Raw genomic sequence first — 24,594 nt, 5'->3', positions numbered from 1 at the left:
CGCAGCCGGTTAGCACAAAAACGTGTCTTCTATGAGGGCGGTGAATAAAAACGGGTGGTGGCTATTTCCAGTGTAATAGTCGTGTGTTGTATACGTGGGTGTTGCTTTTTTAATAACATTTATTTTATGAGGAAAAATGTTATTCGCCCCTATAAGCCCATTGGGTGCTGTTGCTTGCGCATTCGTACGTCGGTCTATATGATCAGATTGGTTAAAATAATCAACAAAAGGAAGGTGGCAAATGCAACCTCAAGCTTCTTCTGGTCATGTGGCGTCTTACTACGCGGCATCGTCAAACTCCACGTCAGAAAGGCCCATGCTGGCTGGGGATGTTGAGTGTGATGTCTGCGTCGTTGGGGCTGGGTTTACGGGTATCTCTGCAGCACTACATTTGGCGGAGCGTGGCCACCGTGTGGTGGTGCTGGAAAGCGTGGCGATTGGCTTTGGTGCGTCTGGGCGCAACGGTGGGCAGATCGTTAATAGCTATAGCCGTGATATGGATGTTATCGAGAAACAAAACGGCGCTGAAACCGCCCGGGCGCTGGGTGCGATGGCATTTGAGGGTAACCAGATTATCCGTCAGCGCATTGAAAAGTATCAGATCAACTGCGACCTAAAAGAAGGCAATTTGTTTGCCGCCTGTAACAAGAAACAGTGGGAAGGCCTAAAGGAGCAAAAGGCTTTGTGGGAGCGCTACGGCCATCAGCAGCTGGAGCTTCTGGAAGGCAAAGAGGTCAAGCGAGAGATAGGTAGCGAGCGCTATGTAGGCGCATTGGTGGATCACTCCGGTGGGCATCTGCATCCTCTCAATTTGGTGCTGGGGCAGGCAGCGGCGTTAGAGTCGTTGGGTGGCAAAATTTTTGAGCACTCCCCCGTGACACGCGTGGAGCACGGTGAGCCGGTGACGCTGCATACGCCCAAGGGTCGCGTGACCGCTCAACGGGTCGTCATGGCTGGCAATGCCTATTTGCAAGGTTTGTTACCCAAGCTGGAAAGTAAAGCGATGCCGTGCGGCACCCAGATCATTACTACTGAGCCACTACCTGCAGAGTTAGCCGCGCGATTACTGCCTAACGATAAAGCGGTAGAGGATTGTAATTATCTATTGGATTACTATCGCCTGACCGCTGATAACCGCTTGCTATATGGCGGCGGAGTGAACTACGGCGGGCAGGCATCCGCCAGTATTGAGGCGGCTATTCGGCCGAAAATGCTGTCTACCTTTCCGGAGCTTGGCGATGTCCGCGTTGATTACGCCTGGAGCGGTAATTTTTTGCTGACACTCAACCGCCTGCCGCAGTTCGGCCGCATTAATAGTAACGTTTACTACGCGCAAGGGTACTCTGGCCACGGGGTAACGTGCTCTCATCTGGCCGGTAAGTTAGTGGCAGAAACGATTAGCGGTGAAGAAACACGTTTTGAAGCCTTTGCGCAGATTTCTCCCCTGCCAATGCCTGGCGGGCGGTTGTTACGCGTTCCGCTTTCCGCGATGGGAGCGTGGTTCTACGCCATGCGTGACCGGCTGGCTGTTTAGCGCTGATTAGTTTGGTGATTGCTTGGAAGCGGGCTGGCGAATACGTTCGTCAGCCCGTCTTTATTTGCCACGGATGCTCACGGATAACACGGAATAAAAATCTAATAGAAGGACGGGAGTAGCAGCGTAAGACAGGCAGAAGTAATAAGAGAGACGCCGAGCAGCGCCTCTCTCTGTTCTATTGGTGGTTTATCAACTTATACGTGCCGCAGGTACCAGTCATACTCCATGGCGCTGACTTCGCGCATAGTTTCGGCGCGCTCTGCTTGGCGGTTGGCAATGAACACTTCAATAAAGTCTTCGCCAAGTTGTTCGCCAAGTACGCGATTGTTGTTCAATAGGTGCAGCGCTTGGGTCCAGCTGTTAGTCAACTGAGGTGCGATTTGATCATAGGCGTTGCCGACGATTGGCTCAGCGGGTGCAATCTGTTGAGTTAGGCCATGGTGAATAGAGGCCAGCACGGTGGCCAGTAACAGGTAGGGGGTAACATCGGCCCCCGCCACTCGGTGCTCTATGCGCCGCGCTTCTTTCGGCCCGGCGGGGACGCGTATTGCCACAGAGCGGTTGTCGTATCCCCAGGTAGGTGCCATGGGCACATAGAGTCCTTCCTGAAAACGGCGGAACGAATTGAGGTTGGGGGCTAGCAGTGCCATGGAGTCTGGCATTAGTTCCAGCAGTCCTCCTACGGCGTGTTGCAGTGCGGCGCTCTCCAGCGGGTCGTCGCCGTTTTCGGCAAAGATATTATGTCCGTTGCTATCTACCAAGCTGACGTGAACATGGGTGCCGCTACCGGCTTCTAGGCCGTAAGGCTTGGCCATAAAGGTAGCTTCAAAGCCGTGCTTTAATGCAACCCCCTTGATCAGTCGCTTGAGCAGTACCGAGTGGTCGCAGGCGCTTAACGCATCATCTGTGTGAATCAGATTGGCTTCAAACTGGCCGGGTGCGCACTCTTTCAATACCGTATCCAGCGGCAAGCCTTGCGCCTGGGCGGCACTCTGCAAGTCATTGATAAACTCAGCGTACTCGTCTAGCTCCAGCACCGAATACAGCTGGCTTTGAGTGGCGCGCTCACCGCTGCAAGGCGATTGCGGTGGCTGAATCAAGTTTTCTTCGTCGCGTAAACGATCAACCAGATAAAACTCTAGTTCAAGGGCGACAACGGGGGTTAAGCCACGGTCGGAGAACTGCTCAAGAATGCGCCGCAGAATCTGGCGAGGGTCGGCAAAAAATGGCGAGCCATCCATCTCCTCCATGGTCATCAATAGCTGGCCATACTGGCTGTTATTCATCCAGGTGACCGGATTGAGCGTGCCGGGAATGGCGCGACACACCCGGTCGCCGTCGCCGCTGGAAAGCCCAAGCCCGGTCTCTTCAACAGTGTTGCCATTGATGTCCAACGCAAATACCGAAGCGGGCAAATAGATGCCTTTTTCAAACACTTTGCCAAGGTTGTCGCTAGGAATGCGTTTACCACGGATGACGCCGTTAAGATCGCTGATCAGCAGGTCAATGCTGGTGATATCAGGGTGACTGTCAAGAAAGTCCGAGGCTACGTTTTGAACGTCTGTGTTATTGGCAGAGGACATACGTTGTACCTTATTTTTATGCCGTTTTAGTTGTGTTTCTGCTAACAGTATCCTTGCGTCGGTGGCCGTTCGTGTCAAATATTTAATAACAAAAATGGTGATATTATTTTTGTGTGATGATGGTTTTATTTATTAAGTATTTATTTATCAATTAGTTAGTATATTTTTTTGTAAAAAGCCTATTTTGCTCTTGGAAAATAAAACAAGCCAAGCTATGTTGGAGTGACTGTTGAGTAAAACATAACAACCGACAAAGTGGTTTGACTATGCAAGCAACTCATTCTCCTCGCCCACTGGTGGGTGTCATCGCCTGCTGCCGAGAAGTGGAAGGCCACCCCGCTCAGATAGTGACCGATAAATTCCTGCAGGCGCTTTACCACTACGGCATCACGCCGGTGATTCTTCCTGTATTAGCCGCCGATATGTTGACGCCTGAGCAACGTGCCGAGCAGGCCGTCGCTCTGTTGGGCAGCCTGGATGGCTTGATGCTAACCGGCAGTTACACCAACGTCGCTCCTGACCGTTATGGTGCCGAACGCGCACCAGAGAATACCCGCGATGACGCACGGCGAGATGAAGCGGCGCTTTGCTGGGTGCATGAAGCGTTACGTCAGGCGTTGCCCTTATTTGGCATTTGCCGCGGCTTTCAGGAGATGAACGTCGCCTTTGGGGGCACGCTTCACCAGGCAGTACAAACGCTGCCAGGTATGCTTGATCACCGTGAGCCGCCCGCTGACGATATGGCGGGCCATTATGCACCCTCTCATACGGTAAAGATCCGCCCGGATGGTGCCCTGGCGGCGCTCTATAGCAGCGAGCATGCTGAGGTAAATTCACTGCACCAGCAGGGGATTGATCAGCTTGCACCGGGTCTGGATGCAGAAGCTTGGGCGCCTGATGGCTTAGTTGAAGCAATTTCCGTGCGCGACGCTGCTGCGTTCGCACTGGCTGTTCAGTGGCATCCGGAGTGGCGCCCTAAAGAGCATCCTTTTTATGACGCACTGTTTCAGGGGTTTGCAACGGCCTGCCGTCAGCATCGTACCCAACGCGCCGCCCAGCTTTCTGCCTGCTGAACGCTTGTTGCAACGAATTGATCAGGAGACGACCTATGCAGACCCAGGATTACCAAGCGTTAGACCGCCAGCATCACCTTCATCCATTCACTGATTTTAAATCGCTCGGCGAAGAGGGTAGCCGCATCATTACCCACGCTGATGGGGTATACATTTACGACAGCCAGGGCAATCGTATTCTTGATGGTATGGCGGGTCTTTGGTGCGTCAATCTCGGTTACGGGCGACAGGAGTTGGTTGATGCCGCCACCGAGCAGATGCAGCAGCTGCCGTATTACAACAACTTCTTTAAAACCACCCACCCGCCGGCAGTGAAGCTGGCCGCCAAGCTGAGTGAGCTGGCGCCCGAGCATGTCAATCATGTGTTCTTCACCGGCTCGGGTTCCGAAGCCAACGATACCGTGCTGCGCATGGTGCGACGCTATTGGGCGATCAAAGGCAAGCCGGAAAAGCAATGGATTATCTCGCGTGAAAATGGTTATCACGGCTCTACTGTTGCGGGCATGAGCCTTGGCGGTATGGCGCCGATGCATGATCAAGGTGGCCCGTGTGTGCCGGGGATTACCCATATTGGCCAGCCTTACTGGTTTGGTGAAGGCCGCGACATGAGCCAGGAAGCCTTTGGCAAGCAGTGTGCCCAAGCGTTAGAAGAGAAAATTCTGGCGTTGGGTGAAGATAAGGTGGCTGCCTTTATTGCTGAACCGGTGCAGGGCGCAGGCGGGGCGATCATTCCGCCGGACAGCTATTGGCCCGCGGTGAAAGAAGTGCTGGCTAAGTACGACATTCTGCTGATTGCCGATGAAGTCATTTGCGGCTTTGGGCGTTTAGGCGAGTGGTTTGGCAGTAATCACTATGGGTTAAAACCTGACCTGATGCCGATTGCCAAGGGCCTGTCGTCGGGCTATCTGCCCATTGGCGCGGTGCTGGTGGGAGATCGCGTGGCCGATACGCTGATCGAAGACGGCGGTGAGTTCTTCCACGGCTTTACTTATTCCGGTCACCCGGTCTGTGCGGCTGGTGCGCTTAAAAACCTCGAATTGCTGGAAAGTGAACAGGTGGTCGAGAAAGTCCGCGATGAACTGGGGCCCTATCTGGCTAAGCGTTGGCAGGAACTTGCTGAGCATCCGCTGGTGGGTGAAGCCCGTTCGTTGGGCTTAATTGGGGCACTAGAACTCGTCGCCGACAAGAACACCGGTGAACGCTTCGATAAGTCTCTTTCCGCTGGCAATTTATGTCGTGATTTGTGCTTTGAAAGTGGCTTGGTGATGCGCTCGGTTGGCGACACCATGGTGATGTCTCCGCCGCTAATTATCACCCGCGATGAAATTGATGAATTGGTCAGCAAGGCACGTTTGGCGCTGGATAAAACCGCTGAAAAGCTGGCGATAACACACCCCATGGAGAGTGCATAATGGCGGCAGATACACCGAAAAACCTAGCCGACTGGCAATCAAAAGCCGCATCACTGAGCTTTGAAACGCGCGCTTTCATTAATGGCGAGTTTGTTGCTGCCGCAGATGGCAGCACGCTAACCAGCATTAACCCTGCCACCGGAGATGTGATTGCCGAGGTGGCCAGCTGTGATACGCCAGATGCTGAGCGCGCGACGCAAGCAGCCCGTGCAACCTTTGAAAGTGGTGTTTGGTCGCGCTGTCACCCTAGTAAGCGCAAGCGGGTGCTGCTGCGTCTAGCCGAGTTAGTTGAGACACACCGCAATGAATTGGCGCTGTTAGATACGTTGGATATGGGCAAGCCGATTTCTAGCTCGCTAGGTGATTTGGCAGGCACAGTGGCTTGCCTGCGCTATCAGGCAGAATGTATCGACAAGCTTTACGGTGAAGTGGCACCCACTGGCGATCGTGCGTTGGGACTGGTATTGCGCGAACCAATGGGCGTTATCGCTGCCATTGTGCCGTGGAATTTTCCACTGATGATGACGTCGTGGAAGATTGCCCCGGCACTGGCGGCGGGCAACAGCGTCATTCTCAAACCGTCTGAAAAATCACCTTTGTCAGCGCTGCGCTTGGCACACCTTGCCCAGGAAGCGGGTATTCCCGATGGTGTCTTTCAGGTGCTGCCAGGATACGGCCATACGGTGGGCAAAGCCTTAGCGCTTTCCATGCAGGTCGATGGTTTGGCGTTTACCGGCTCCACCGGCGTGGGTAAACAGCTGATGCAGTACGCGGGACAATCCAACCTGAAACGCGTGTTCCTAGAGTGCGGTGGCAAAAGCCCCAACATCGTTTTCGCCGACTGCCAGCACCTTGATGCTGTCGCCCAAAGCGCGGCGGAAGCTATTTTCCACAACCAAGGCGAAGTCTGTATTGCCGGTTCGCGCCTGCTGGTGGAAAACAGTATTCGCAAGGATTTTGTGGCCCGGGTGGTGAAAGCTGCCGAGCATATGCAGCCTGGAGACCCGCTTGATCCGGATAGTTTCATGGGCGCCATGGTGGATGAAGCTCAGTATCAGCGAGTACTGGCGTATATTCGCCAAGGTGAAAGCGAAGGTGCCACCCTGAAGCTGGGCGGCGAAGCCAGCAATTCCAAAGGGTATTTCCTGCCGCCTACGGTCTTCGATGATGTGACTCCCGAGATGTCCATTGGCCGTGAGGAGATCTTTGGACCGGTGCTGAGTGTGTTTGGCTTCGATACGGAAGAACAGGCGCTTGCACTGGCCAATGACAGTGACTATGGCCTTGCTGCTGGGATATGGAGCCAGGATATCGACCGCATCATGCGGGTCTCGCGGCGGCTGCAATCCGGTCAGGTGTTTGTGAACAACTGGGCCGGTGTTGATCAGACGGTACCTTTTGGTGGCGTCAAGCAATCCGGCAACGGGCGCGATAAATCGCTTCACGCGCAGGAGAAATACTGTGAAGTGAAAACGGTGTGGATGTCGCTTAGCCCCTAAAACATAGCGGTTCGTGACGAGCGAGCCGCAATTAATAACATCACCGCGTATTAATTTGAGTTATCCACAGTACTAGGCGCCGCCGTATAAACGGTGGCATCTGGTAAGGGCTCCTCTGTGCCTGAACACCGTATCAGAAACGTAATAACAATCTCCGCGATGGTCTCAGCGACGATCAGCACAACGGTTTCTAACACGGTTACATCACTATCAACACCAACAACAAGCAAATGCTGAGTGAGGACATTATGTCGACCAACACCAATGCAAAGGAAGATCAGGAAACACCGCGGCCAAGTTTGAAAGCGACCATGATACCGATTTTATTCATGGTGGCGTCATTAGGGGTTTTTATTGGTTACTTCGAAACGGATCCGCACTTGCCGCTGTTTTTAAGTGCGATTGTGGCGACGGCGGTGGCCATTGCGACGGGTAGCCGCTGGAAACAACTTGAAGCGGGTATCATGCGCTCTATTGGCCTGACGACTCAGGCGATTGTCATTCTGATCATTATCGGCACCATTATTGGCTACTGGATTGCCGGTGGGATTGTGCCCACGATGATCTATTACGGCCTGAGTATTCTGGCACCGGATTACTTTTTGGTCGCGGCGTGCTTAATCTGCTGTTTGGTGTCGTTGGCTGGCGGCAATGCCTGGACAGCGGCGGGTACTATTGGTATCGCTTTAATGGGCGTCGGTGAAGGACTAGGCCTTAACCCCGCAATGGTCGCGGGAGCCGTGATCTCCGGCGTGTATTTTGGCGACAAAATTTCTCCGCTTTCCGAAACCACCAATATGGCACCCGGTGTGGTTGGTGTTGATCTGTTTGAACACATTCGCTATATGCTCTACACCACGGTTCCTGCGCTAGCGGTTGCTCTGGTGCTTTACACCATTATCGGCCTGAACATGGCGCCTTCCGGCGATGGCGCTGCACAAGTAGCCGAGTTGCAGCAGAGCCTCAATGAGCTGTTTATCATCAGCCCCTGGCTGCTACTGGTGCCAGCGGCCGTCATCGTGATGATGATCAAGAAGGTACCCGCCATCCCTGCGCTTTCTGTTGGTTCGCTGATGGGGATTGTCTGTGCGACTTTGGTTCAGGGTGTCCCACTAGGCGATAGCTTTACTATTTTTGTGGAAGGGTACGCGGTAGACACCGGAAACGTCACGGTGGACGATCTGCTGACCAATGGCGGGGTTAGCGCCATGATGTGGACGGTTTCGTTGATCATTATCGCGATGAGCTTTGGCGGGATTCTTGAGTCGGCGGGGTTCTTTCGCACCATCGTGGAAAGTCTGCTCAAACTGGCCAAGACCACTGGCAGCCTGATTGCTACTACAGTGGCAACATCGATGGCCGCTAACGTAGTAGGTTGTGACCAGTATCTCAGTATTATTCTGCCTGCCCGCATGTATGCCAGCGAGTACAAACGTCGTTCGCTCAAACTGAAAAACCTGTCTCGTACAGTAGAGGATGCTGGCACCATGACATCACCGCTAGTACCTTGGAATACGTGTGGTGCTTTTATGTTTGCCACCCTTGGGGTCAGCGCCTTTAGCTATGCACCTTATGCCTTTCTGGCGCTGCTGAGCCCAATGTTTGCCCTTCTTTATGGCTTTACTGGCTTCCGTATCGCCTATGAAGACGAGCCGCAAACAGTGGATGGCGACACAGGGCTAGCAGGTGCCCGTAGCGCCTGAATGGAACATGATAGCTGAGGCTGATTAAAACGATTATTTTTTCAAAACGCCACGTTAATTGAGAGTTTACCCCACAGCCGTGGGGTTTTTTTTGCGCTATTATGTGCCCGTCAATAGACCGTCAACGTAATTTAATTCACTTATTGATAGGGAGTGAAAAAAGCATGTCGGATGACGTGGGTGCGAGCTTGCGCTCCTTGCGCAAGCAGCGAGGGATTTCGCAGCGTGAACTGGCAAAGTTGTGTGGGGTCACCCACTCAAGTCTTTCGCTAATAGAGCAAGGAAAAGTTAGCCCATCAGTCAGTTCCCTGAAGAAAATCCTAAACGCATTCTCTATGAGCGTCGGTGATTTTTTTACGATGGATCTTGATAGTCAGGAGCAGATTTTCTATTCGGCGGATGACTTGGTTGATATCGCATCCGGCGATATTTCCTTCAAGCTTGTCGGGGCAAATCGGCCTAACCGTGCGCTGGCGTTTATGGTTGAGCGATATTTACCGGGTGCTGACACTGGGCAAGCCATGATTACTCACTACGGTGAAGAGGCTGGCTTTGTCGTAGAAGGCGAGATCGAAATCATTGTTGGGAGCACTGCTAGACGCTTAGGGCCGGGGGAGTCTTATTATTTTAAGACAAGCGTTCCGCATCGTTTCCGAAATATTGGGGATGCCCCCTGTAAAATAATCAGCTGCGCTACGCCCGGTAAGGCGTTCTGACACCATTGGCATGGCTACCGTTATTGTTTGACCATGCCAAACACGCCAGAAAGCATCGATGTTAAAAACACAACACTAACTAAGGCCACGCCACTTATTAGCGCCATGGAAGGGGGCCTTAACTACGACAAAACGGCCAGACTTGATAAAACTTGCGGCACTGAAATTCTGCTTCGCAAGCGTTGAGCTGGGCTTGATAACGGTTAGAGCGGGCTGCCACTTGGCTGGCTGCACGTAGTACGTGAGATTTGCTACGGTAGGAGCCTCGCTGATAGCCACCTGCGCCTTCATGGTAGGCATAGTAAAGATGTTCGGGATTGCTCAACGAGATCCCTGCCTGTTGCTGTGAGCGGTGGTTATACCAGCCGATAAAATCAGTGGCGTGCTTCATGTGAGTACGCCGTGCCATCAAGCTGCCTGCTTGGTCACGGTACTCTCCCCATACAGGGTCTTGGGCTTGGGCATAGCCTCTTGCGGACGATGGGCGAGGGCCGGGAATAAAGCCCAAGTAGTATTTGCGGTCGGGACGCACATGGCTGCGAAACGAGGACTCCTGCTGGATAAACGACATCTGCGTGGCGATAGGGGTACCCCATTTCTCCTCTGATTCACGGGCATAGTCATACCAGCTCGGCTGTTCACGAAAGATTTCACAGATATTGCTCTGATCTTCCGGCGGGGTGGGAGCAAAGGTAGCGCAGCCAGAAACAACCAGTACGGCACACAGCGCTATCAATAAGCGAAGCGTCGCTAGGGGCACCGAATTATCAACAGGACGACACATGGCAAAATCCTTGTGAATAAGTTCTTATAAATGAGTTCTTATAAATGAGTTCTTGAGAATACGCTCTTGCGAGTGCGCTTTTATAACTATGCCTGAGCGTGACGCTCAGCACTCTTGCCTATCCCGCCTAGCGCAGTAGTAACTCCAAGCAGCGGCGCAGGCGCTGAACTTCACGCACTAAAGTCTCTCCCGACAGCATGCCCACGCCCATTACTAATCCCGTCCGAGGGTCCGTTTCAGCGCACACGGGGCTGAGCGGACGAACAATCAGGTGTTCTTTGAGCAACGCTTGGGCAAGTGCCACATCATTAACCCCGGATACAAACTCAACGCACAAGCTGATCGCGCTAGTTGGGGGTGACACACTCTGTACCTTGGGCAGTGAGCTAAGCTGGTCGTGCAGCACCTGTTGCCGCCCTAAATAGTCGCGCTGGATGCGGCGACACCAGGCGTCTAAGTCGCCATCAAAAATAAACTGCGCCAATACCGCTTGATCAAGCATACGGCCTTCGCGAAATAACTCGCTGCGCAGGCGGTTCATTGGGCCTGCCAAATGACGTGGCACCACCAAATAGCCAAGCCGCAGGCCGGGAAACATCATCTTAGAGAATGAGCCTACCAGTAAATGGCGTTCCGAGTGTGGGTCAAACAGCAGGTTAGTGTGATCGTCGCGGGTGAATTCGTAATCGTCTTCAACGATGTAGGTGGGCGACAACGCATCGCAAAACTGCTGCTTATGAGCAGCGCGGGTGGGCACGCTGAGCGGGTAGTGATGAGAGCCGGTCAAATAAGCGAGGGAAATGTTACCAGTCACCTTCGGTAAGGTGTGCCCCTTGTCAGGAAACCAAGGCACCATCTCAATCGTTAAGCCCGCTGCGGTAAACACATTGCGTGCCCCCCAATAGCAGGGCGACTCCATCGCCACTGTGTCACCCACATCGGCGAGCGCCATGGCACATAGCTCAATGCCGTTATGGGTACCATCGGTGATGATGATCTGCTCAATATCACAATTAATGTTGCGCCAGCGCGCCAGAAATTCACGGATTGCGCGCTTAAGCGGCCCATACCCGCCGGTGGAATAAGACAGCAACAAAGCATTTTGCGGCACGGTGACACTGGCATAGAGCTGACGCCACTTGCGCATTGGAAACTGGGCGATATCCGGTATGCCAGGCACAAAGGCGCCGCTTTGCACAGTACTCGCCCCTGGCCAACGCAACACTTGTTGAGCGCGTTTTGAAAGTTGAACGCTGGTTGATGTGATCGCGACAGACGCCTCTTTCTTACAACTCCAAGTGCCCTTGCCATGAAACGTCGTCAGTAGGCCTTCTTCAATAAGCGACGCAATGGCACGGGACAGTGTGTGTCGAGCAACGCCCAACGTTAATGCCAACTGGCGGTGTGATGGCAGGCGAGTTTGGTTCGGCCACGCCTGGGTGACCGCCTGCCTCAAGGCTTGCTCTAACCGCACTTGCTTACTCAAACGCTCAGGTTGCTGCGCATAGCGTTTTACAAGCTGTTGTAACACGTCCTGGCAATCCATTCGTATCCTCTTACCGTCACGATGCTCCCCGTTTAGCTAGTAAAACAGAAAAGTGGTCTGGTTGAACGAAAAAGGGGTGCATTCGCCTGCCAACACATTACTGCTAGCGTGCATGTCATGTTGTAAACCAGGAGAAGATGATGAGCTTTATCGAAAAGTGGTTACACGATGCAGTACCCACCCTGGTGGGTGGCGAGTGGCGCAAGGGTCAACAGACCTTTGCCGTTGATAACCCCGCTACCGGCGAAACGATTGCCCGGGTTGCCGATTTAGGCGCTGATGATGCCCGCGACGCAGTGGCCGCGGCATATGCCGCTGGGCCAGCCTGGCGAGCAACGCCAGTGAAACAGCGCTCGGCATTGCTGCGCCGCTGGTTTGATCTGATCAATGAACACGCCGATGACTTAGCCCGCTTGATGACCCTGGAGCAGGGCAAGCCGCTAGCGGAAGCCAAGGGCGAAGTGACTTACGGCGCCTCATTTATTGAGTTTTTCGCTGAAGAAGCCAAGCGTATGGCCGGGGAGACCCTACCCAGTCACGGCGCGGATAAGCGTCTACTGGTGCTGCGCGAGCCGGTCGGTGTGGTGGCAGCGATTACGCCGTGGAACTTCCCGCTGGCGATGATTACCCGCAAGTGCGCCCCGGCCTTGGCCGCGGGCTGCACCGTGGTGATTAAGCCCGCCGAAGCTACGCCGTTAACCGCGTTGGCAACAGCTTACTTGGCGCTTGAAGCAGGCCTGCCAGCCGGCACCATTAACGTGATTACCGCCTCAAAACCGGCAGCGGTGGGGGAAGTGCTCACCACCGACTCTCGGGTGCGTAAAGTCTCGTTTACTGGCTCGACCCCGGTGGGTAAACACCTGCTCGCTCAGTGCGCTAGCACAGTGAAGAAAACCGCTATGGAGCTGGGCGGCAACGCGCCGTTTATCGTCTTTGATGACGCTGATGTGGACGCCGCCGTAGAAGGGGCGATTGCCTCAAAATTCCGTAACGCCGGGCAAACCTGCGTGTGTACCAACCGCTTCCTGGTACAGGACGGTGTTTACGACGCGTTCGTCAGCAAACTGACCGAGCGTGTTAGCGCGCTGAAGGTCGGCGATGGTTTAACAGAAGGCAGCACTATAGGCCCGCTGATTAATCAAGCGGCGGTGGAAAAAGTGCAGCGTCACGTTGACGACGCGGTGAATCATGGTGCGCGACTGCTCTGCGGTGGCAAGCCCCACGCCGCAGGCGAGCGCTTCTTCACACCCACGGTGCTTGCTGACGTAACCACCCAGATGGCGGTGGCCGATGAAGAAACCTTCGGGCCCGTCGCGCCAGTGTTTCGTTTCCATCGTGATGAAGAAGCGATTGCCATGGCCAACGATACACCGTTTGGCTTGGCGGCCTACTTCTACGCCACGGGTTACCGCCGTATCTGGCACACCATGGAGCAGTTGGAATACGGCATGGTTGGCGTTAATGAAGGGCTGATTTCTACCGAACTGGCGCCGTTTGGCGGCGTGAAAGAGTCTGGATTGGGGCGTGAAGGTTCCCATCACGGCTTAGATGAATTTACTGAACTGAAGTACGTCTGCGTTGGCGGTCTATAAGGAAAACGATGATGAATAACCAAGAATTGAACGAACTGAAAAACCGCTACGTGGCCAACGGTGCCGCCACGCCGACAACCCAGTTTGCCGAGCGCGCTGAAAACGCCGAGTTGTGGGATGCCGATGGCAACCGCTGGATCGATTTTGCGGGGGGGATTGGTGTTCTGAACCTGGGCCATCGCCATCCAAAAATTGTCGCGGCCGTAGAAGCGCAGCTTAAAAAAGTCATGCACACCAGCGCGGCGGTGATCTCCTACGCCCCTTACGTGCAGCTGTGCCAAAAACTTTGTGAACTGACGCCGGTGCGTGGCCCCGAGCGTAAAGCAATGCTGGTTAATACCGGTGCTGAAGCGCTGGAAAACGCCGTGAAAATCGCCCGCGCCGCCACTGGCCGTACAGGCATTATTACGTTCGATGGTGCTTTCCACGGCCGTACCATGATGACGCTGGCCATGACTGGCAAGGTACTGCCCTATAAGAACGACTTCGGCCCCATGCCGGGTGATGTGTTCCGCGCGCCGTTCCCCAACCCGCTGCACGGCATTAGCGAAGAAGCATCGCTAGACGCTATTCGCACGCTGTTCAAAACCGATATTGCCCCGCATCGCACGGCGGCCATCGTGATTGAGCCGGTACAGGGCGAAGGCGGTTTCTACATCGCCTCACCGGATTACCTGAAAGCGCTACGTGCGCTGTGTGACGAGCACGGTATTCTGCTGATCGCCGACGAAGTGCAGTCTGGCTTTGCCCGTACCGGCAAGCTGTTTGCACTCGAACATAGCGGTATTGAAGCGGACATCCTCACCACCGCCAAGAGCCTGGCGAACGGCATGCCGCTATCGGCGGTTGTGGGTAGTGCCAAAGTGATGGACGCCTCTGGCCCCAACTCCCTGGGTGGCACCTACAGCGGCAACCCGCTCTCCTGCGCAGCGGCGCTGGCGGGTATCGAGGTGATCGAAGAAGAAGATATCTTGGCGCGCAGCGAACAGATGGGCAAAATGCTGGCCGAGCGTTTTGCGGTGTGGGAAGCGCGCTTCCCCGCCGTTGCCCACGGCCGCCAGTTAGGCGCCATGGCTGCCTTTGAACTGCTCAACAGCGAAGGCAAGCCCGATACAGCACTCACCGGTGCGCTGTGTGCCAAAGCCCGCGAGAAAGGCCTGATCCTGCTCTCCTGTGGTTTCTACGGCAACAGCATCCGCATTCTGGTGCCGTTAACCGTCTCTTCTGCAGTATTGGAAGAGGGGCTGAGTATTATCGAGGAGTCTCTGGAAGCGCTTAGCTAAACCGTCCTTCTAGGTATCACCCAACCCGTCATCGCCAAACAGTGAAAGCTGTTGGTGATTGGCGGGTTTTGCTTTTTTAGCGCGCTTAGCGGGAGGTCGTCGCTGACTGGCGAGCTTATCCACAATGGCTTGGCTGGATTCCCTGGCCTCTGGCGTGCGTCTTAGTTCGTATAGCATCTTTTTCCAGTACCGCGCTTCGGCTTCAAAATCGTTGGGGATGGGGTAGTCGACGCCCGGTTGAAAGCCGAACCGCTGGCGTAGGCTTTCGGGTAGTGCCCAGGGCTTAGCGCGCCATTCCAAGGGCAGGGGCGCTAGTTCTGGCACCCAGCGGGCGACGAACTCGCCTGTGGGGTCGTTATCTTCCGCTTGCTTGATCGGGTTATATACCCGCAGCGCGTTAGTGCCTGTGGCGCCTGCTTGCATCTGCACCTGGGGGTAGTGAATGCCCGGTTCGAAGTCGGTAAACAGACGTGCCAAGTGCAGCGCGGGTTCATGCCAGTGCAGCCCTAGGCCGAAGGTGGCGTGGGAGAGCAACATGGCGCGCATGCGAAAGTTAAGCCAGCCGGTAGCGATAAGACTGCGCATGCAGGCATCGACCAGCGGCACCCCGGTTTGGCCACGCTTCCAAGCGATGAGGTTAGGGTGGTTGGGATCGCGCTCCCGCAGGCCGCGCAGCGCCGGGTGCAGCGTTTGATGCTCGATACTTGGCTCACTTTCCAACTTCTGAATAAAGTGGCAGTGCCAGTAAAGTCGCGAGGTGAAGGCGCGTAGTGAGCGGGCCCAGGCGGTATCGTCGGCATGCTTCTGCCGCTGACGGCGTAACGACTGGACAACTTCGCGCATGGAAAGCGTGCCCCAGGCCAAATGCGGTGAAATCCGTGAGCCAAACTCCCACGCTAACAGCGGCTTAGACAGCGAGCCGCGATAACGCCGCCCGCGTGCTTGCACAAAACTACGCCACAGTGCGCGGCCTTCGTTGCGCCCGCCCCGCTGGCGCTGGGGGCAAAGTGTGGTATCAAATCCCAGCGTTAAGGTAGGAAGCTGCTCAACGTTAAGGTGGTGAAAGGCTTCCCAGCCTGGGGCTGCTTGGGCGCTTTGCGGCGCGTGGCAGGTCGGGGCAGACATCAGCGTTTCCCAGTGGCTCTCCCAACGGGTTTGGTGCCCAGAGCGGCTGCTAAGTCCTCGTACTACACCGTGCTGGCGGGCTTCCCGCCAAGCTACACCGTTGGTTTGGCACCAAGCATGCACCTGTTTATCCCGCTCAAAGCTCCAGGCGTTGCCCGTTTCCTGATGAGAGTGAAGGGCAATGTGGCCGTAGTGAGCTTTTAGGGCGTTCAGCAAATCGACAATATCACCTTGCCAAATACATAGCGGTAGGCCAATGGCCTCCAGTGCGTTGGAAAGGTCGATTAGAGCGTCAGCGGCAAACTGCCAGTGGCGCAGGGCGCTATCAGGTGTTTGCCACTGGCCAGGTTCAATCGCAAAAACAGGCAGCACAGGGCCAGCCGCCGATGCACTGGAAAGCGGCGCATGATCATGAATGCGCATATCGCGTTTGAACCAAACGACCTGGATGGGTGCCTTAGCCATGCCGTATCCTGGTGGTTGGGGTTTGCTCGGCATAACGCCTATTTCCCATAGAGCTTATTTGCCATAGAACTTATTTTTCATACCGCTTATTCGTCATAAAACCATGACGTTACCATCAAGGGATAGACGTCGTAAGCGGCAGGCCGCTACGCTAGCGTGTTAGACAAACTCAATAGGAGAGAGTGCATGTATATCGCCATGAACCGTTTTCGGATTGCCCCGGGCCGCGAAGAGGATTTTTTAGAGGTATGGCGCAACCGCGATTCTCACCTGGATGAAGTGCCGGGCTTTAAACAATTCCAAATGCTGCAGGGTGAAAGTCAGGAAGATCACACCGTGTTTATCTCCCACAGTGTATGGGAATCGGAAGAAGCCTTCCGCGCCTGGACCAAGTCAGAAGCGTTCCGCAAGGCTCATGCTAACGCCAAAGCACCGGAAGGTATCTACCTTGGTCCGCCTAAATTTGAAGGGTACGACGTCGTGCTATAAAGAGAGGGCTACCGCACGTTTAACCCCGTGCGGTAGCGCAAAGCCATTTAGGAAAACTCAGCGGCATTGAGCATTGCGTGCAGCAGCACGTTACAGCCAGCGTGCACATGCTCTGGAGTGGCGCTTTCAATCTCGTTGTGGCTAATGCCGTCCTTGCAGGGAACAAAGATCATTGCAGCGGGGGCGACACGACCGACGAACATGGCATCGTGACCAGCACCGCTAATGATATCCATGTGCGATAGGTTGAGTTGCTCCGCCCCTTCGCGCACTGCATCAACACAGGCTTTATTAAAGTGCTCAGGGGCAAAATCTGCGGTGGGCGTTAATTCATATTCCAGCCCATGACGTTGGCAAATTTCTTCGACGGCCGTCGCTAAGGATTGACCCATCGCGACGAGAGCTTCTGGCTCCCAGTGGCGCATATCCAACGTCATTTTCACCTGCCCAGGAATGACGTTACGCGAACCAGGATGAAGCGTCATACAGCCGACAGTACCGCGCCCGTGGGGCTGATGATCAAAGGCAATTCGGTTAAGGGCTTGGGTGACTTCCGCCGCGCCCATCATGGCGTCGCGACGCAGGTTCATTGGCGTGGGCCCAGCATGGGCTTCAAGTCCGGTTAGGGTTAAATCAAACCACTTTTGACCAAGCCCACCGATAACCACGCCGATGGTGGTGTCGGTATCTTCTAAAATCGGCCCCTGTTCGATGTGCGGTTCAAAGTAAGCTTTAATCTCACTTGGCGAGACCTCATCGCTACCACGATAGTGAATGGCATCCAGTGCATCACTCACTGTGACGCCATCGGCGTCGGTGCGCGCCATCATGGCGTCAAATTCAAGCACGCCAGTAAACACCCCAGAACCCATCATGCAGGGAGGGAAGCGACAACCCTCTTCGTTAGTCCACGCAACGACTTCAATGGGCGATTTTGTAGTGATGTTGTGTTCATTAAGCGTTCGGATCACTTCTAGACCGGAAAGCACCCCAAAACAGCCGTCGTATTTGCCTCCAGTGGGCTGGCTATCCAAGTGGCTGCCCGCCCTGACGGTTTTGGCTGTTGGATTGCTTCCTTCCCGGCGGGCAAAAATATTACCGATATTATCAATTCGAATGGTGCAGCCTTCAGCACGACACCACTGGATAAATAGATCACGTCCCTGTCGGTCAAGGTCCGTCAGCGCCTGACGATTAACGCCGCCCTTAGCCGTCGCGCCCAGCGTTGCCATTTCCATCAACGATTGCCAAAGACGGTCACTGTCGGTGCGTAAAGTGGCTAGCACAGTATTCGGTTCTACAAGCGAGTTCATGAGCATTCCTTTATGAGTTAGCACATATAAAGCTGGCGGCTGACCGTTTTTATTAATTTGTTATCTGCCAGCGTAGAGATAAACGTCTGCTTGTTACGTATAAATTCTCTAACGTGAACACAAGAAAAGCGTAATTTTATAAACATGTTCAGTGGCGCATGCTGAGGCTATGTCTCATAGCGATGGAGCTGGACACCATGTTTGGCCTACAAAACAACACGACCCCTCAGGCGTTTATTGACGAAGAAAACGCTTCTCCCAGCGTGCTTAATCAGCACTTTTGGATGCCGTTTAGCGCTAACCGTGATTTCCGTGCCAACCCGCGCATGATTACTGGCGCGGAAGGGCGCTATTACATCGATGACCAGGGCCGTAAGCTGTTTGATTCACTCTCTGGCTTATGGACCTGCGGCGCGGGCCACAATCGTGAAGAAATTCAAAAAGCGGTGGCGGCGCAGTTGGGTACCCTCGACTTTGCGCCAGGCTTTCAAATTGGCCATCCGCTGGCGTTCAAACTGGCGGAAAAAGTGGCGAGCCTTACACCTGCTGGCTTGGATCATGTGTTTTTCACTAACTCTGGTTCAGAAGCCGCTGATACCTCTGTCAAAATGGCCAAGGCCTACTGGCGGCTAAAAGGTAAGCCCGAGAAGACACGCATGATTGGCCGTGCCAAGGGCTATCACGGGGTGAACATTGGTGGCACCAGCCTGGGTGGTATCGGTGGCAATCGTAAACACTACGGCCAATTGATGGACGTAACGCATCTGCCGCACACGCTGCAGGCAGGTCACACCTTCACCCGTGGTCAAGCCGAAACCGGCGCTGAACTTGCTGATGCGCTGCTTGATCAAATCGCCCTGCACGATGCATCCACCATTGCGGCGGTGATCGTTGAGCCGATGTCTGGCTCTGCTGGGGTGATTGTGCCGCCCAAAGGCTATCTGGATCGGCTGCGCGAAATCTGTACCGCCCACGATATTTTGCTGATATTCGATGAGGTAATCACTGCTTTTGGTCGCAGTGGCGCAACCACCGGCGCAGAAGCGTTTGGTGTTACGCCGGATATCATGAACGTTGCCAAGCAGATCACCAACGGCGCTATTCCTATGGGCGCGGTGATTGCTTCCAGTGAAATTTTCGACACTTTTATGCACGCTGGCGGCGCCCAACACGCTATTGAGTTTCCTCACGGTTACACCTACAGCGCCCACCCTGTCGCTTGTGCGGCTGGCTTAGCGGCACTCGAAATGATGGAGCGTGACAACTTCCCCGCTCAGGTAAGTGCTATCGCGCCCGCTTTTGAGCAAAAGCTGCACGCTCTAAAAGGCCGCAATCACATTGTTGATATTCGTAACTATGGCTTAGCGGGTGCACTTCAATTGGCGCCCCGAGATGGCGACCCCACCATTCGCCCTAGGGATGCCCATTTAGCCTTGTGGGAAGCTGGGTTTTACGTGCGCTATGGCGGCGACACGCTGCAGTTCGGCCCTCCGTTTGGCTCCACAGACGCTGAGTTAGAGCGGCTGTTTGATGCCGTTGCCACCACCCTGGATTCGTTGGCATAACCGACTGACCTAAATTTCAGAGAGTTTAAATATGAGTGTTGTTTCCCATCTAATTAACGGTGAATTAATCGACAGCCAGCGCACGCTGGACGTGACCAATCCCTCAACGGGTAAAGTGATTCGCCAAGTGGCGGACGCCAGCGCCGCCGACGTAGAGCGGGCTATTGCCGCCGCCCAAGCTGCGTTTCCCGCTTGGCGAGATACGCCACCAGCTAAGCGCGCCCAAGTGATGTACCGCTTCAAGCAATTGCTTGAGGAACACGCCGACCGCTTGGTGCAACTGGTCAGTGAAGAGCACGGTAAAACCCCTGAAGATGCGATGGGTGAACTGAAGCGCGGAATCGAAAATGTCGAGTATGCCTGCGGTGTGCCTGAGCTACTAAAAGGTGAGTATTCCCACAACGTCGGGCCGGGCATTGATGCATGGTCGAATTTCCAGCCCTTGGGCGTAGTGGCGGGCATTACGCCGTTTAACTTTCCTGCCATGGTGCCGCTGTGGATGTATCCGATGGCGATTGCTTGCGGCAACACCTTTATTCTCAAGCCTTCGGAAAAAGATCCTTCGGCGGCGATGGCGGTAGCCGAGCTGTTGCAAGAAGCAGGGTTGCCAAAAGGCGTGATGAATGTGGTGCACGGTAGTCGCGAAGCGGTGGAAACGCTGCTGGATGCTAAGGCCGTTAAAGCTATTTCATTTGTTGGCTCAACGCCGGTAGCGGAAGCTATCTACTCCCGTGGTTCGGCCGCTGGCAAACGCGTTCAGGCTCTGGGGGGGGCGAAGAACCATGCCGTGGTGCTTCCAGACGCCGATTTGGAAAACGCCGCCAATACACTGATGGGGGCGGCTTACGGAAGTTGTGGTGAGCGCTGCATGGCGATTTCGGTGGCGGTGTGCGTGGGTGACGAGACGGCAGATCGTCTAGTTGAAACGCTGCTGCCTAAAATTGCTGAGCTCAAGGTGGGGCCGGGAACCGATAAAGGCTTGGATATGGGCCCGCTGGTGACGGCAGAGCACCGTGACAAGGTATTGGGCTATATCGAAGACGGCGTAAAGGCAGGCGCGTCGCTAGTGGCCGATGGCCGTGAGCTGAAAATCGCGGGTCATGAAGACGGCTATTTCGTCGGCGGTTGCCTGTTCGATAACGTCACTGCTGAGATGTGCATTTACCAGGAAGAGATTTTCGGGCCAGTGCTGTGCGTGGTACGGGTCGGCAGCCTAGATGACGCTATGCAATTGATTAACGACCATGAATACGGCAATGGCACCTGCCTGTTTACTCGCGATGGCGAGGCTGCTCGACGCTTTACCGATGGCATCGAAGTGGGCATGGTGGGTGTTAACGTGCCGCTTCCCGTGCCGGTGGCCTACCACAGCTTTGGCGGCTGGAAGCGCTCATTGTTTGGCGACCTTCACGCCTATGGCCCTGACTCTGTGCGCTTCTATACCCGCCGAAAAGCGGTTTCCCAGCGCTGGCCTTCGGTGAGCGAAGCCACTCGTGCCGAGTTTTCGTTTCCCACTAACCAACGTTGACGCCGTAGGCTAACTACGCCATCTTCTCTGCACCACTGCTTAGCGGTGGTGCATTTTTTGTGTGCGTATCTTAGTCGTAAAGGGACGAGCAGCGTGGCGAGAACACAGGACGAAATTCGGCAAACCAACGTAAAAAAGATTCTTCTGGCGGCTGAGCAATTGTTTGCTGAAAAAGGCTATGCCGGAGCGTCGATGGGGGAAATTGCCCAGCTGGCTGATCTGCCAAAATCCAACGTGCACTACTATTTTTCCACTAAAAAGGCGCTTTACCAGGAAGTGCTGCTAGCGCTGCTGGAAATCTGGAAACAGGACGCGCTGTGCTTTGAGCTTTACGACGACCCGCGAGTGGTGCTTTCTACCTACATTCGCGCCAAAATGACCCATTCCCGCTACCGTGCTCACGGCTCGAAAATCTGGGCGGCGGAAGTGATGCAGGGCGCACCCATTCTAAAAGAGCGCCTGCGCGATAACTTATACGAATGGGCCAAATTGAAAGAGTCGAAAATTCGCGAATGGGTCGAGTCCGGCCAAATTAACCCCGTTGAACCCTCTTATCTGCTTTATATGATTTGGGCATCGACCCAGCACTACGCTGACTTCGACTACCAAATCTATCTGCTTAACGACGATAAACCCTTAGACGATCTGCAATTCGAAAAAGCCGTACAGTCGGTAACCTCGGTGATTTTGCGGGGGATTGGATTGACGGCGTGAGTAGTACTCAACGGCTGAGCTGTACGGACGTATCAAACTTATGGCGTTTTCTCGACAGTAATGTGCGGAACTTGCGTAGGTTGTCGTCGGCATAGAGCACGCTGTCGCAAAAGCGGTCGTACTCATCTAAATCAGCGACTGTCACGATCAACACAAAATCACACTCGCCAGTTACTTGATAGCACTGCTTCACTTCAGGGGCGTTGACCGCTGACGTCAAGAACCGCTGGTAGAGCAACTTGTTATCCCGCTCCATGGTGACTTCCACCACCATGTGAAGGCACTGGCCTAGGGCGTCAGGGTTGAGCACAGCCACCTCGCGCGCAATGATTCCAGCATCGCGCAATCGATTAACTCGCTTTAAACAGGCAGAGGGTGAAAGCCCTATCTCATCTGCTAATGCTTGATTGGTCAGGCTGGAGTCACGCTGAAGCTGGTCAAGAATTCGTCGATCAATGGCGTCCATGAAATAAAATGCTCTTTCTGTGCTTATAAAGAACGAATAGTGATTGTTAGGGCTGTATTGGAAAGAAGGTTCTGCGGTGCTCCCATTATCATAGCGTTTGTTCAAACGATGGCAATGGAGGGCTCTAATGCCGACGAAAACCTACCAATGGTTAGCTGGGGTAAGTTGCGTATTGCAAGACGCGCTGCGCGTGTATGTGACGTTACTCAAAATCCTGATACCTGCTTTGCTCATCGTCAAAGGGTTAGAGCTGCTCGGTATGATCGAATGGTTGGGGGCGGTGTTAGCCCCTTTAATGAACATACTCGGTTTACCCGAACAAATGGGTGTTGTGTGGGCAGCGGCGCTTTTCACCAATTTGTACACCGCTATTGCGGTGTTTTTCCAAGTCGTCGGTGAAACGCCTTTGAGTGTTGAGCAGGTAACGGTACTAGGAGCATTGATGCTGGTAGGGCATTCGCTTCCCGTTGAGGGAGCGGTTGCCAAGCGTGCTGGCGTACCTTGGTGGGGCACGCTGGTTCTGCGTGTGGGTGGGGCTTTACTGCTTGCTTGGCTTTTACACTGCTTCTATTCGTATTTTGGTTTGTTACAAGCACCTTTTGAATTGGTATGGCAGCCAAGTTTTTTATCAGCACCAACGCTAAGCGGTTGGGCGGTGGCACAGCTTGAAACGTTAGCGCTTATTTTTGTGATTATCTTAGCGTTGATTGTGCTTCTGAAAATTTTAAAAAGGCTTGGTCTAGAGCGCTGGATTCACCTTGGCTTGCTACCGTTACTCAGGCTATTAGGCATTGGACGCTCGGCAGCGAATGTGACGGTGATTGGGTTTACGTTGGGGCTAAGCTATGGCGCAGGGCTGCTGATTCGTGACGTGCAAAATGGAGTGCTAAGCAAGCGCGACAGCACGTTAGCACTTTGTTTTCTCGGCCTCTGTCATAGCGTTATAGAAGATACACTGCTGACCTTAATGCTCGGGGCGGATATAACGGGCATCTTATGGGCACGGCTCTTCTTTGCCATTATTGTCACCGCGATGATTGCCCGTTGGCCCAAAGCCACGGTGAAGAATAAATCATCTCATCATCAACCCAGGTGATTAAATTCACCCTTACCCACGATGACTGCCTTACCGCCCACGTTGACATAGCCAGACTTAATTTCACCATTGGCGGCGGTGTAGATAACGCTGGGTCGCCCCATTTCAACACCTTGGTGAATTTTGCAGTGTAGGGGCTCTGGCTTGAGTGACGCTAAATAACCGGTTAAGGCTGCTGCAGCGCTGCCAGTGGCGGGGTCTTCGCAAATACTGGCGTGCATGGAGAACATACGGCTCCGTACAATCGTCTCTTCGCTGGCTCGTTGTTCCATCACATAAAGGTATATCTGCTCAGTGCCGCTGCGTGTAACGGCATCTGCCCATACTGCACCGGCGATTTGTATGTGCTCTAGAGCCGCTAGGTCGGCTAGCTCAATAAGATGAAAGGGCAGACCGAAAGAGGCAATGATGGGATCGCCAATGACTTGGTGGATGTCCAGCCCCAGAAGCTCAACGGCAGTGAGTCGATCAATAGTGCTGCCTGAGACCATGACGGGCTGGGCGGTCTTAAACGTTGCTCCCCCTTTTTCATAATTAACTGTTAACTCGCCGACAGGTGGCTGTAGCACAATGCCTTGCTCGCGGTTGACGAGGTTTAACTCCGCTAGTAGATGCGCGGTACCTACCGTGGGGTGGCCGGCAAACGGCAGCTCAGCCGTCGGTGTGAAAATCCGCATAGGGTAGTGATTCGTCTTCGTCGCCGCGCCTAAAAATACCGTTTCAGCCAAGTTAAGTTCATTGGCAATTACCTGCATGGTACTGGTTTGCAGCCCATCGGCATTTAAAAATACCGCCAGCTGGTTGCCTGAAAAAGGTTTATCGGTAAACACATCTAGCAAATAGTACTCAGCGGCTTTCATATGGCCCCCTTTTGAATGATGAGTGCTGCCAAAATGGTTTACATCCTTCTTTTTGCGCCTGGGTGCGAGTGATTCCAACATCTTCCAGCAGTCGGTCATCGAGGGTTAGTAACTGGCGGCGGCTGCGACGGCGCTGTTGGAGTTGACGTAACTGACAGCGAATTTGGGCGAGACTGAAGTGTGGCATAGCGGTTCTCCTTGATGGCGATGTGCTCAACCAGATTACGCAGCCGTGCCTAAGCAAT

The 24,594-nt window shown here is 54.2% G+C and carries 21 protein-coding genes; 13 read left to right on the top strand and 8 right to left on the bottom strand.

The features are described from left to right. The first annotated feature begins 241 nt into the window (after positions 1 to 241). Positions 242 to 1,534 carry an NAD(P)/FAD-dependent oxidoreductase gene (locus REH51_RS06960; RefSeq protein ID WP_498937323.1) on the top strand — a complete coding sequence of 431 codons (1,293 nt, stop codon included), beginning with the start codon at positions 242 to 244 and terminating at the stop codon, positions 1,532 to 1,534. Positions 1,535 to 1,731: 197 nt separating this feature from the next. Here the strand turns inward: REH51_RS06960 and REH51_RS06955 are convergent, their stop codons facing one another. After that, entirely contained in the window at positions 1,732 to 3,120 is a 1,389-nt protein-coding gene (locus REH51_RS06955; protein ID WP_498937321.1) for a glutamine synthetase family protein, read from the bottom strand. Between the two features lie 266 nt (positions 3,121 to 3,386). Here REH51_RS06955 and REH51_RS06950 point away from each other — a divergent pair, with 266 nt between their 5' ends. The 5 genes from REH51_RS06950 (at position 3,387) to REH51_RS06930 (ending at position 9,523) form a co-directional block, all read left to right on the top strand. Further along, positions 3,387 to 4,193, top strand: a complete 807-nt coding sequence (locus REH51_RS06950; protein ID WP_009722916.1) for a gamma-glutamyl-gamma-aminobutyrate hydrolase family protein — start codon at positions 3,387 to 3,389, stop codon at positions 4,191 to 4,193. A 35-nt stretch (positions 4,194 to 4,228) separates the two neighbouring features. Beyond that, positions 4,229 to 5,605, top strand: a complete 1,377-nt coding sequence (locus REH51_RS06945) for an aspartate aminotransferase family protein (RefSeq protein ID WP_498937319.1) — start codon at positions 4,229 to 4,231, stop codon at positions 5,603 to 5,605. Then, positions 5,605 to 7,104: an aldehyde dehydrogenase gene (locus REH51_RS06940; RefSeq protein ID WP_498937317.1), complete on the top strand. Its 1,500-nt coding sequence runs from the start codon at positions 5,605 to 5,607 to the stop codon at positions 7,102 to 7,104. Before REH51_RS06945 ends, REH51_RS06940 begins: the two co-directional genes overlap by 1 nt. A 248-nt stretch (positions 7,105 to 7,352) precedes the next feature. Continuing rightward, positions 7,353 to 8,807: a Na+/H+ antiporter NhaC gene (gene nhaC / locus REH51_RS06935; RefSeq protein WP_009722912.1), complete on the top strand. Its 1,455-nt coding sequence runs from the start codon at positions 7,353 to 7,355 to the stop codon at positions 8,805 to 8,807. A gap of 164 nt (positions 8,808 to 8,971) precedes the next feature. After that, positions 8,972 to 9,523, top strand: coding sequence for a cupin domain-containing protein (locus tag REH51_RS06930; protein WP_009722911.1), 552 nt, complete (start codon positions 8,972 to 8,974; stop codon positions 9,521 to 9,523). 118 nt (positions 9,524 to 9,641) lie between these two features. On the opposite strand, the gene REH51_RS06925 is transcribed toward REH51_RS06930, so the two are convergent. Together REH51_RS06925 and REH51_RS06920 are read right to left on the bottom strand one after the other, a co-directional pair. Beyond that, complete coding sequence (locus tag REH51_RS06925) at positions 9,642 to 10,307, bottom strand: transglycosylase SLT domain-containing protein (protein ID WP_498937315.1); 666 nt, start codon at positions 10,305 to 10,307, stop codon at positions 9,642 to 9,644. A 127-nt stretch (positions 10,308 to 10,434) separates the two neighbouring features. Further along, a complete protein-coding gene (locus REH51_RS06920; RefSeq protein ID WP_009722909.1) occupies positions 10,435 to 11,853 on the bottom strand; it encodes an aminotransferase-like domain-containing protein in 1,419 nt (472 codons plus the stop codon). 140 nt (positions 11,854 to 11,993) lie between these two features. Between REH51_RS06920 and REH51_RS06915 the strand changes: the two genes are divergently transcribed. Together REH51_RS06915 and gabT are read left to right on the top strand one after the other, a co-directional pair. Then, on the top strand, positions 11,994 to 13,445 hold the full coding sequence (locus tag REH51_RS06915; protein WP_009722908.1) for an NAD-dependent succinate-semialdehyde dehydrogenase: 1,452 nt from the start codon (positions 11,994 to 11,996) through the stop codon (positions 13,443 to 13,445). A gap of 11 nt (positions 13,446 to 13,456) precedes the next feature. Beyond that, positions 13,457 to 14,728, top strand: a complete 1,272-nt coding sequence (gene gabT, locus REH51_RS06910; protein WP_498937725.1) for a 4-aminobutyrate--2-oxoglutarate transaminase — start codon at positions 13,457 to 13,459, stop codon at positions 14,726 to 14,728. A gap of 9 nt (positions 14,729 to 14,737) precedes the next feature. Here the strand turns inward: gabT and REH51_RS06905 are convergent, their stop codons facing one another. Then, the gene (locus tag REH51_RS06905) at positions 14,738 to 16,318 is read right to left on the bottom strand and encodes a cryptochrome/deoxyribodipyrimidine photo-lyase family protein (RefSeq protein WP_009722906.1); all 1,581 of its coding nucleotides are present in this window, start codon (positions 16,316 to 16,318) and stop codon (positions 14,738 to 14,740) included. Between the two features lie 186 nt (positions 16,319 to 16,504). On the opposite strand from REH51_RS06905, the gene hmuQ reads away from it, so the two are divergent. Further along, a complete protein-coding gene (gene hmuQ, locus REH51_RS06900; protein WP_009722905.1) occupies positions 16,505 to 16,807 on the top strand; it encodes a heme-degrading protein HmuQ in 303 nt (100 codons plus the stop codon). 47 nt (positions 16,808 to 16,854) lie between these two features. Here hmuQ and REH51_RS06895 read toward each other — a convergent pair whose 3' ends face one another. Continuing rightward, positions 16,855 to 18,120: a Zn-dependent hydrolase gene (locus REH51_RS06895; RefSeq protein WP_498937313.1), complete on the bottom strand. Its 1,266-nt coding sequence runs from the start codon at positions 18,118 to 18,120 to the stop codon at positions 16,855 to 16,857. Between the two features lie 197 nt (positions 18,121 to 18,317). Here REH51_RS06895 and aptA point away from each other — a divergent pair, with 197 nt between their 5' ends. From aptA to REH51_RS06880, 3 genes are all read left to right on the top strand, one after another. After that, entirely contained in the window at positions 18,318 to 19,685 is a 1,368-nt protein-coding gene (gene aptA, locus REH51_RS06890) for an omega-aminotransferase AptA (RefSeq protein WP_009722903.1), read from the top strand. A gap of 31 nt (positions 19,686 to 19,716) precedes the next feature. Further along, entirely contained in the window at positions 19,717 to 21,213 is a 1,497-nt protein-coding gene (locus REH51_RS06885; RefSeq protein WP_009722902.1) for a CoA-acylating methylmalonate-semialdehyde dehydrogenase, read from the top strand. A gap of 93 nt (positions 21,214 to 21,306) precedes the next feature. Then, positions 21,307 to 21,927, top strand: a complete 621-nt coding sequence (locus REH51_RS06880; RefSeq protein ID WP_009722901.1) for a TetR/AcrR family transcriptional regulator — start codon at positions 21,307 to 21,309, stop codon at positions 21,925 to 21,927. A 7-nt stretch (positions 21,928 to 21,934) separates the two neighbouring features. Here the strand turns inward: REH51_RS06880 and REH51_RS06875 are convergent, their stop codons facing one another. Further along, complete coding sequence (locus REH51_RS06875; RefSeq protein WP_009722900.1) at positions 21,935 to 22,393, bottom strand: Lrp/AsnC family transcriptional regulator; 459 nt, start codon at positions 22,391 to 22,393, stop codon at positions 21,935 to 21,937. A gap of 127 nt (positions 22,394 to 22,520) precedes the next feature. Here REH51_RS06875 and REH51_RS06870 point away from each other — a divergent pair, with 127 nt between their 5' ends. Beyond that, a complete protein-coding gene (locus tag REH51_RS06870) occupies positions 22,521 to 23,489 on the top strand; it encodes a hypothetical protein (protein ID WP_498937311.1) in 969 nt (322 codons plus the stop codon). Here REH51_RS06870 and REH51_RS06865 read toward each other — a convergent pair. Together REH51_RS06865 and REH51_RS06860 are read right to left on the bottom strand one after the other, a co-directional pair. Then, complete coding sequence (locus REH51_RS06865) at positions 23,477 to 24,349, bottom strand: PhzF family phenazine biosynthesis protein (protein WP_009722898.1); 873 nt, start codon at positions 24,347 to 24,349, stop codon at positions 23,477 to 23,479. The genes REH51_RS06870 and REH51_RS06865 overlap by 13 nt on opposite strands. After that, on the bottom strand, positions 24,336 to 24,536 hold the full coding sequence (locus REH51_RS06860; protein WP_009722897.1) for a DUF1127 domain-containing protein: 201 nt from the start codon (positions 24,534 to 24,536) through the stop codon (positions 24,336 to 24,338). The genes REH51_RS06865 and REH51_RS06860 overlap by 14 nt, the downstream gene beginning before the upstream one ends. Positions 24,537 to 24,594 lie beyond the last annotated feature (58 nt).

The organism is Halomonas bluephagenesis (genome assembly GCF_054790765.1).
The sequence above is the reverse complement of the archived record's forward strand: the minus strand, read 5'-3'. Positions and strand labels throughout refer to the sequence as shown.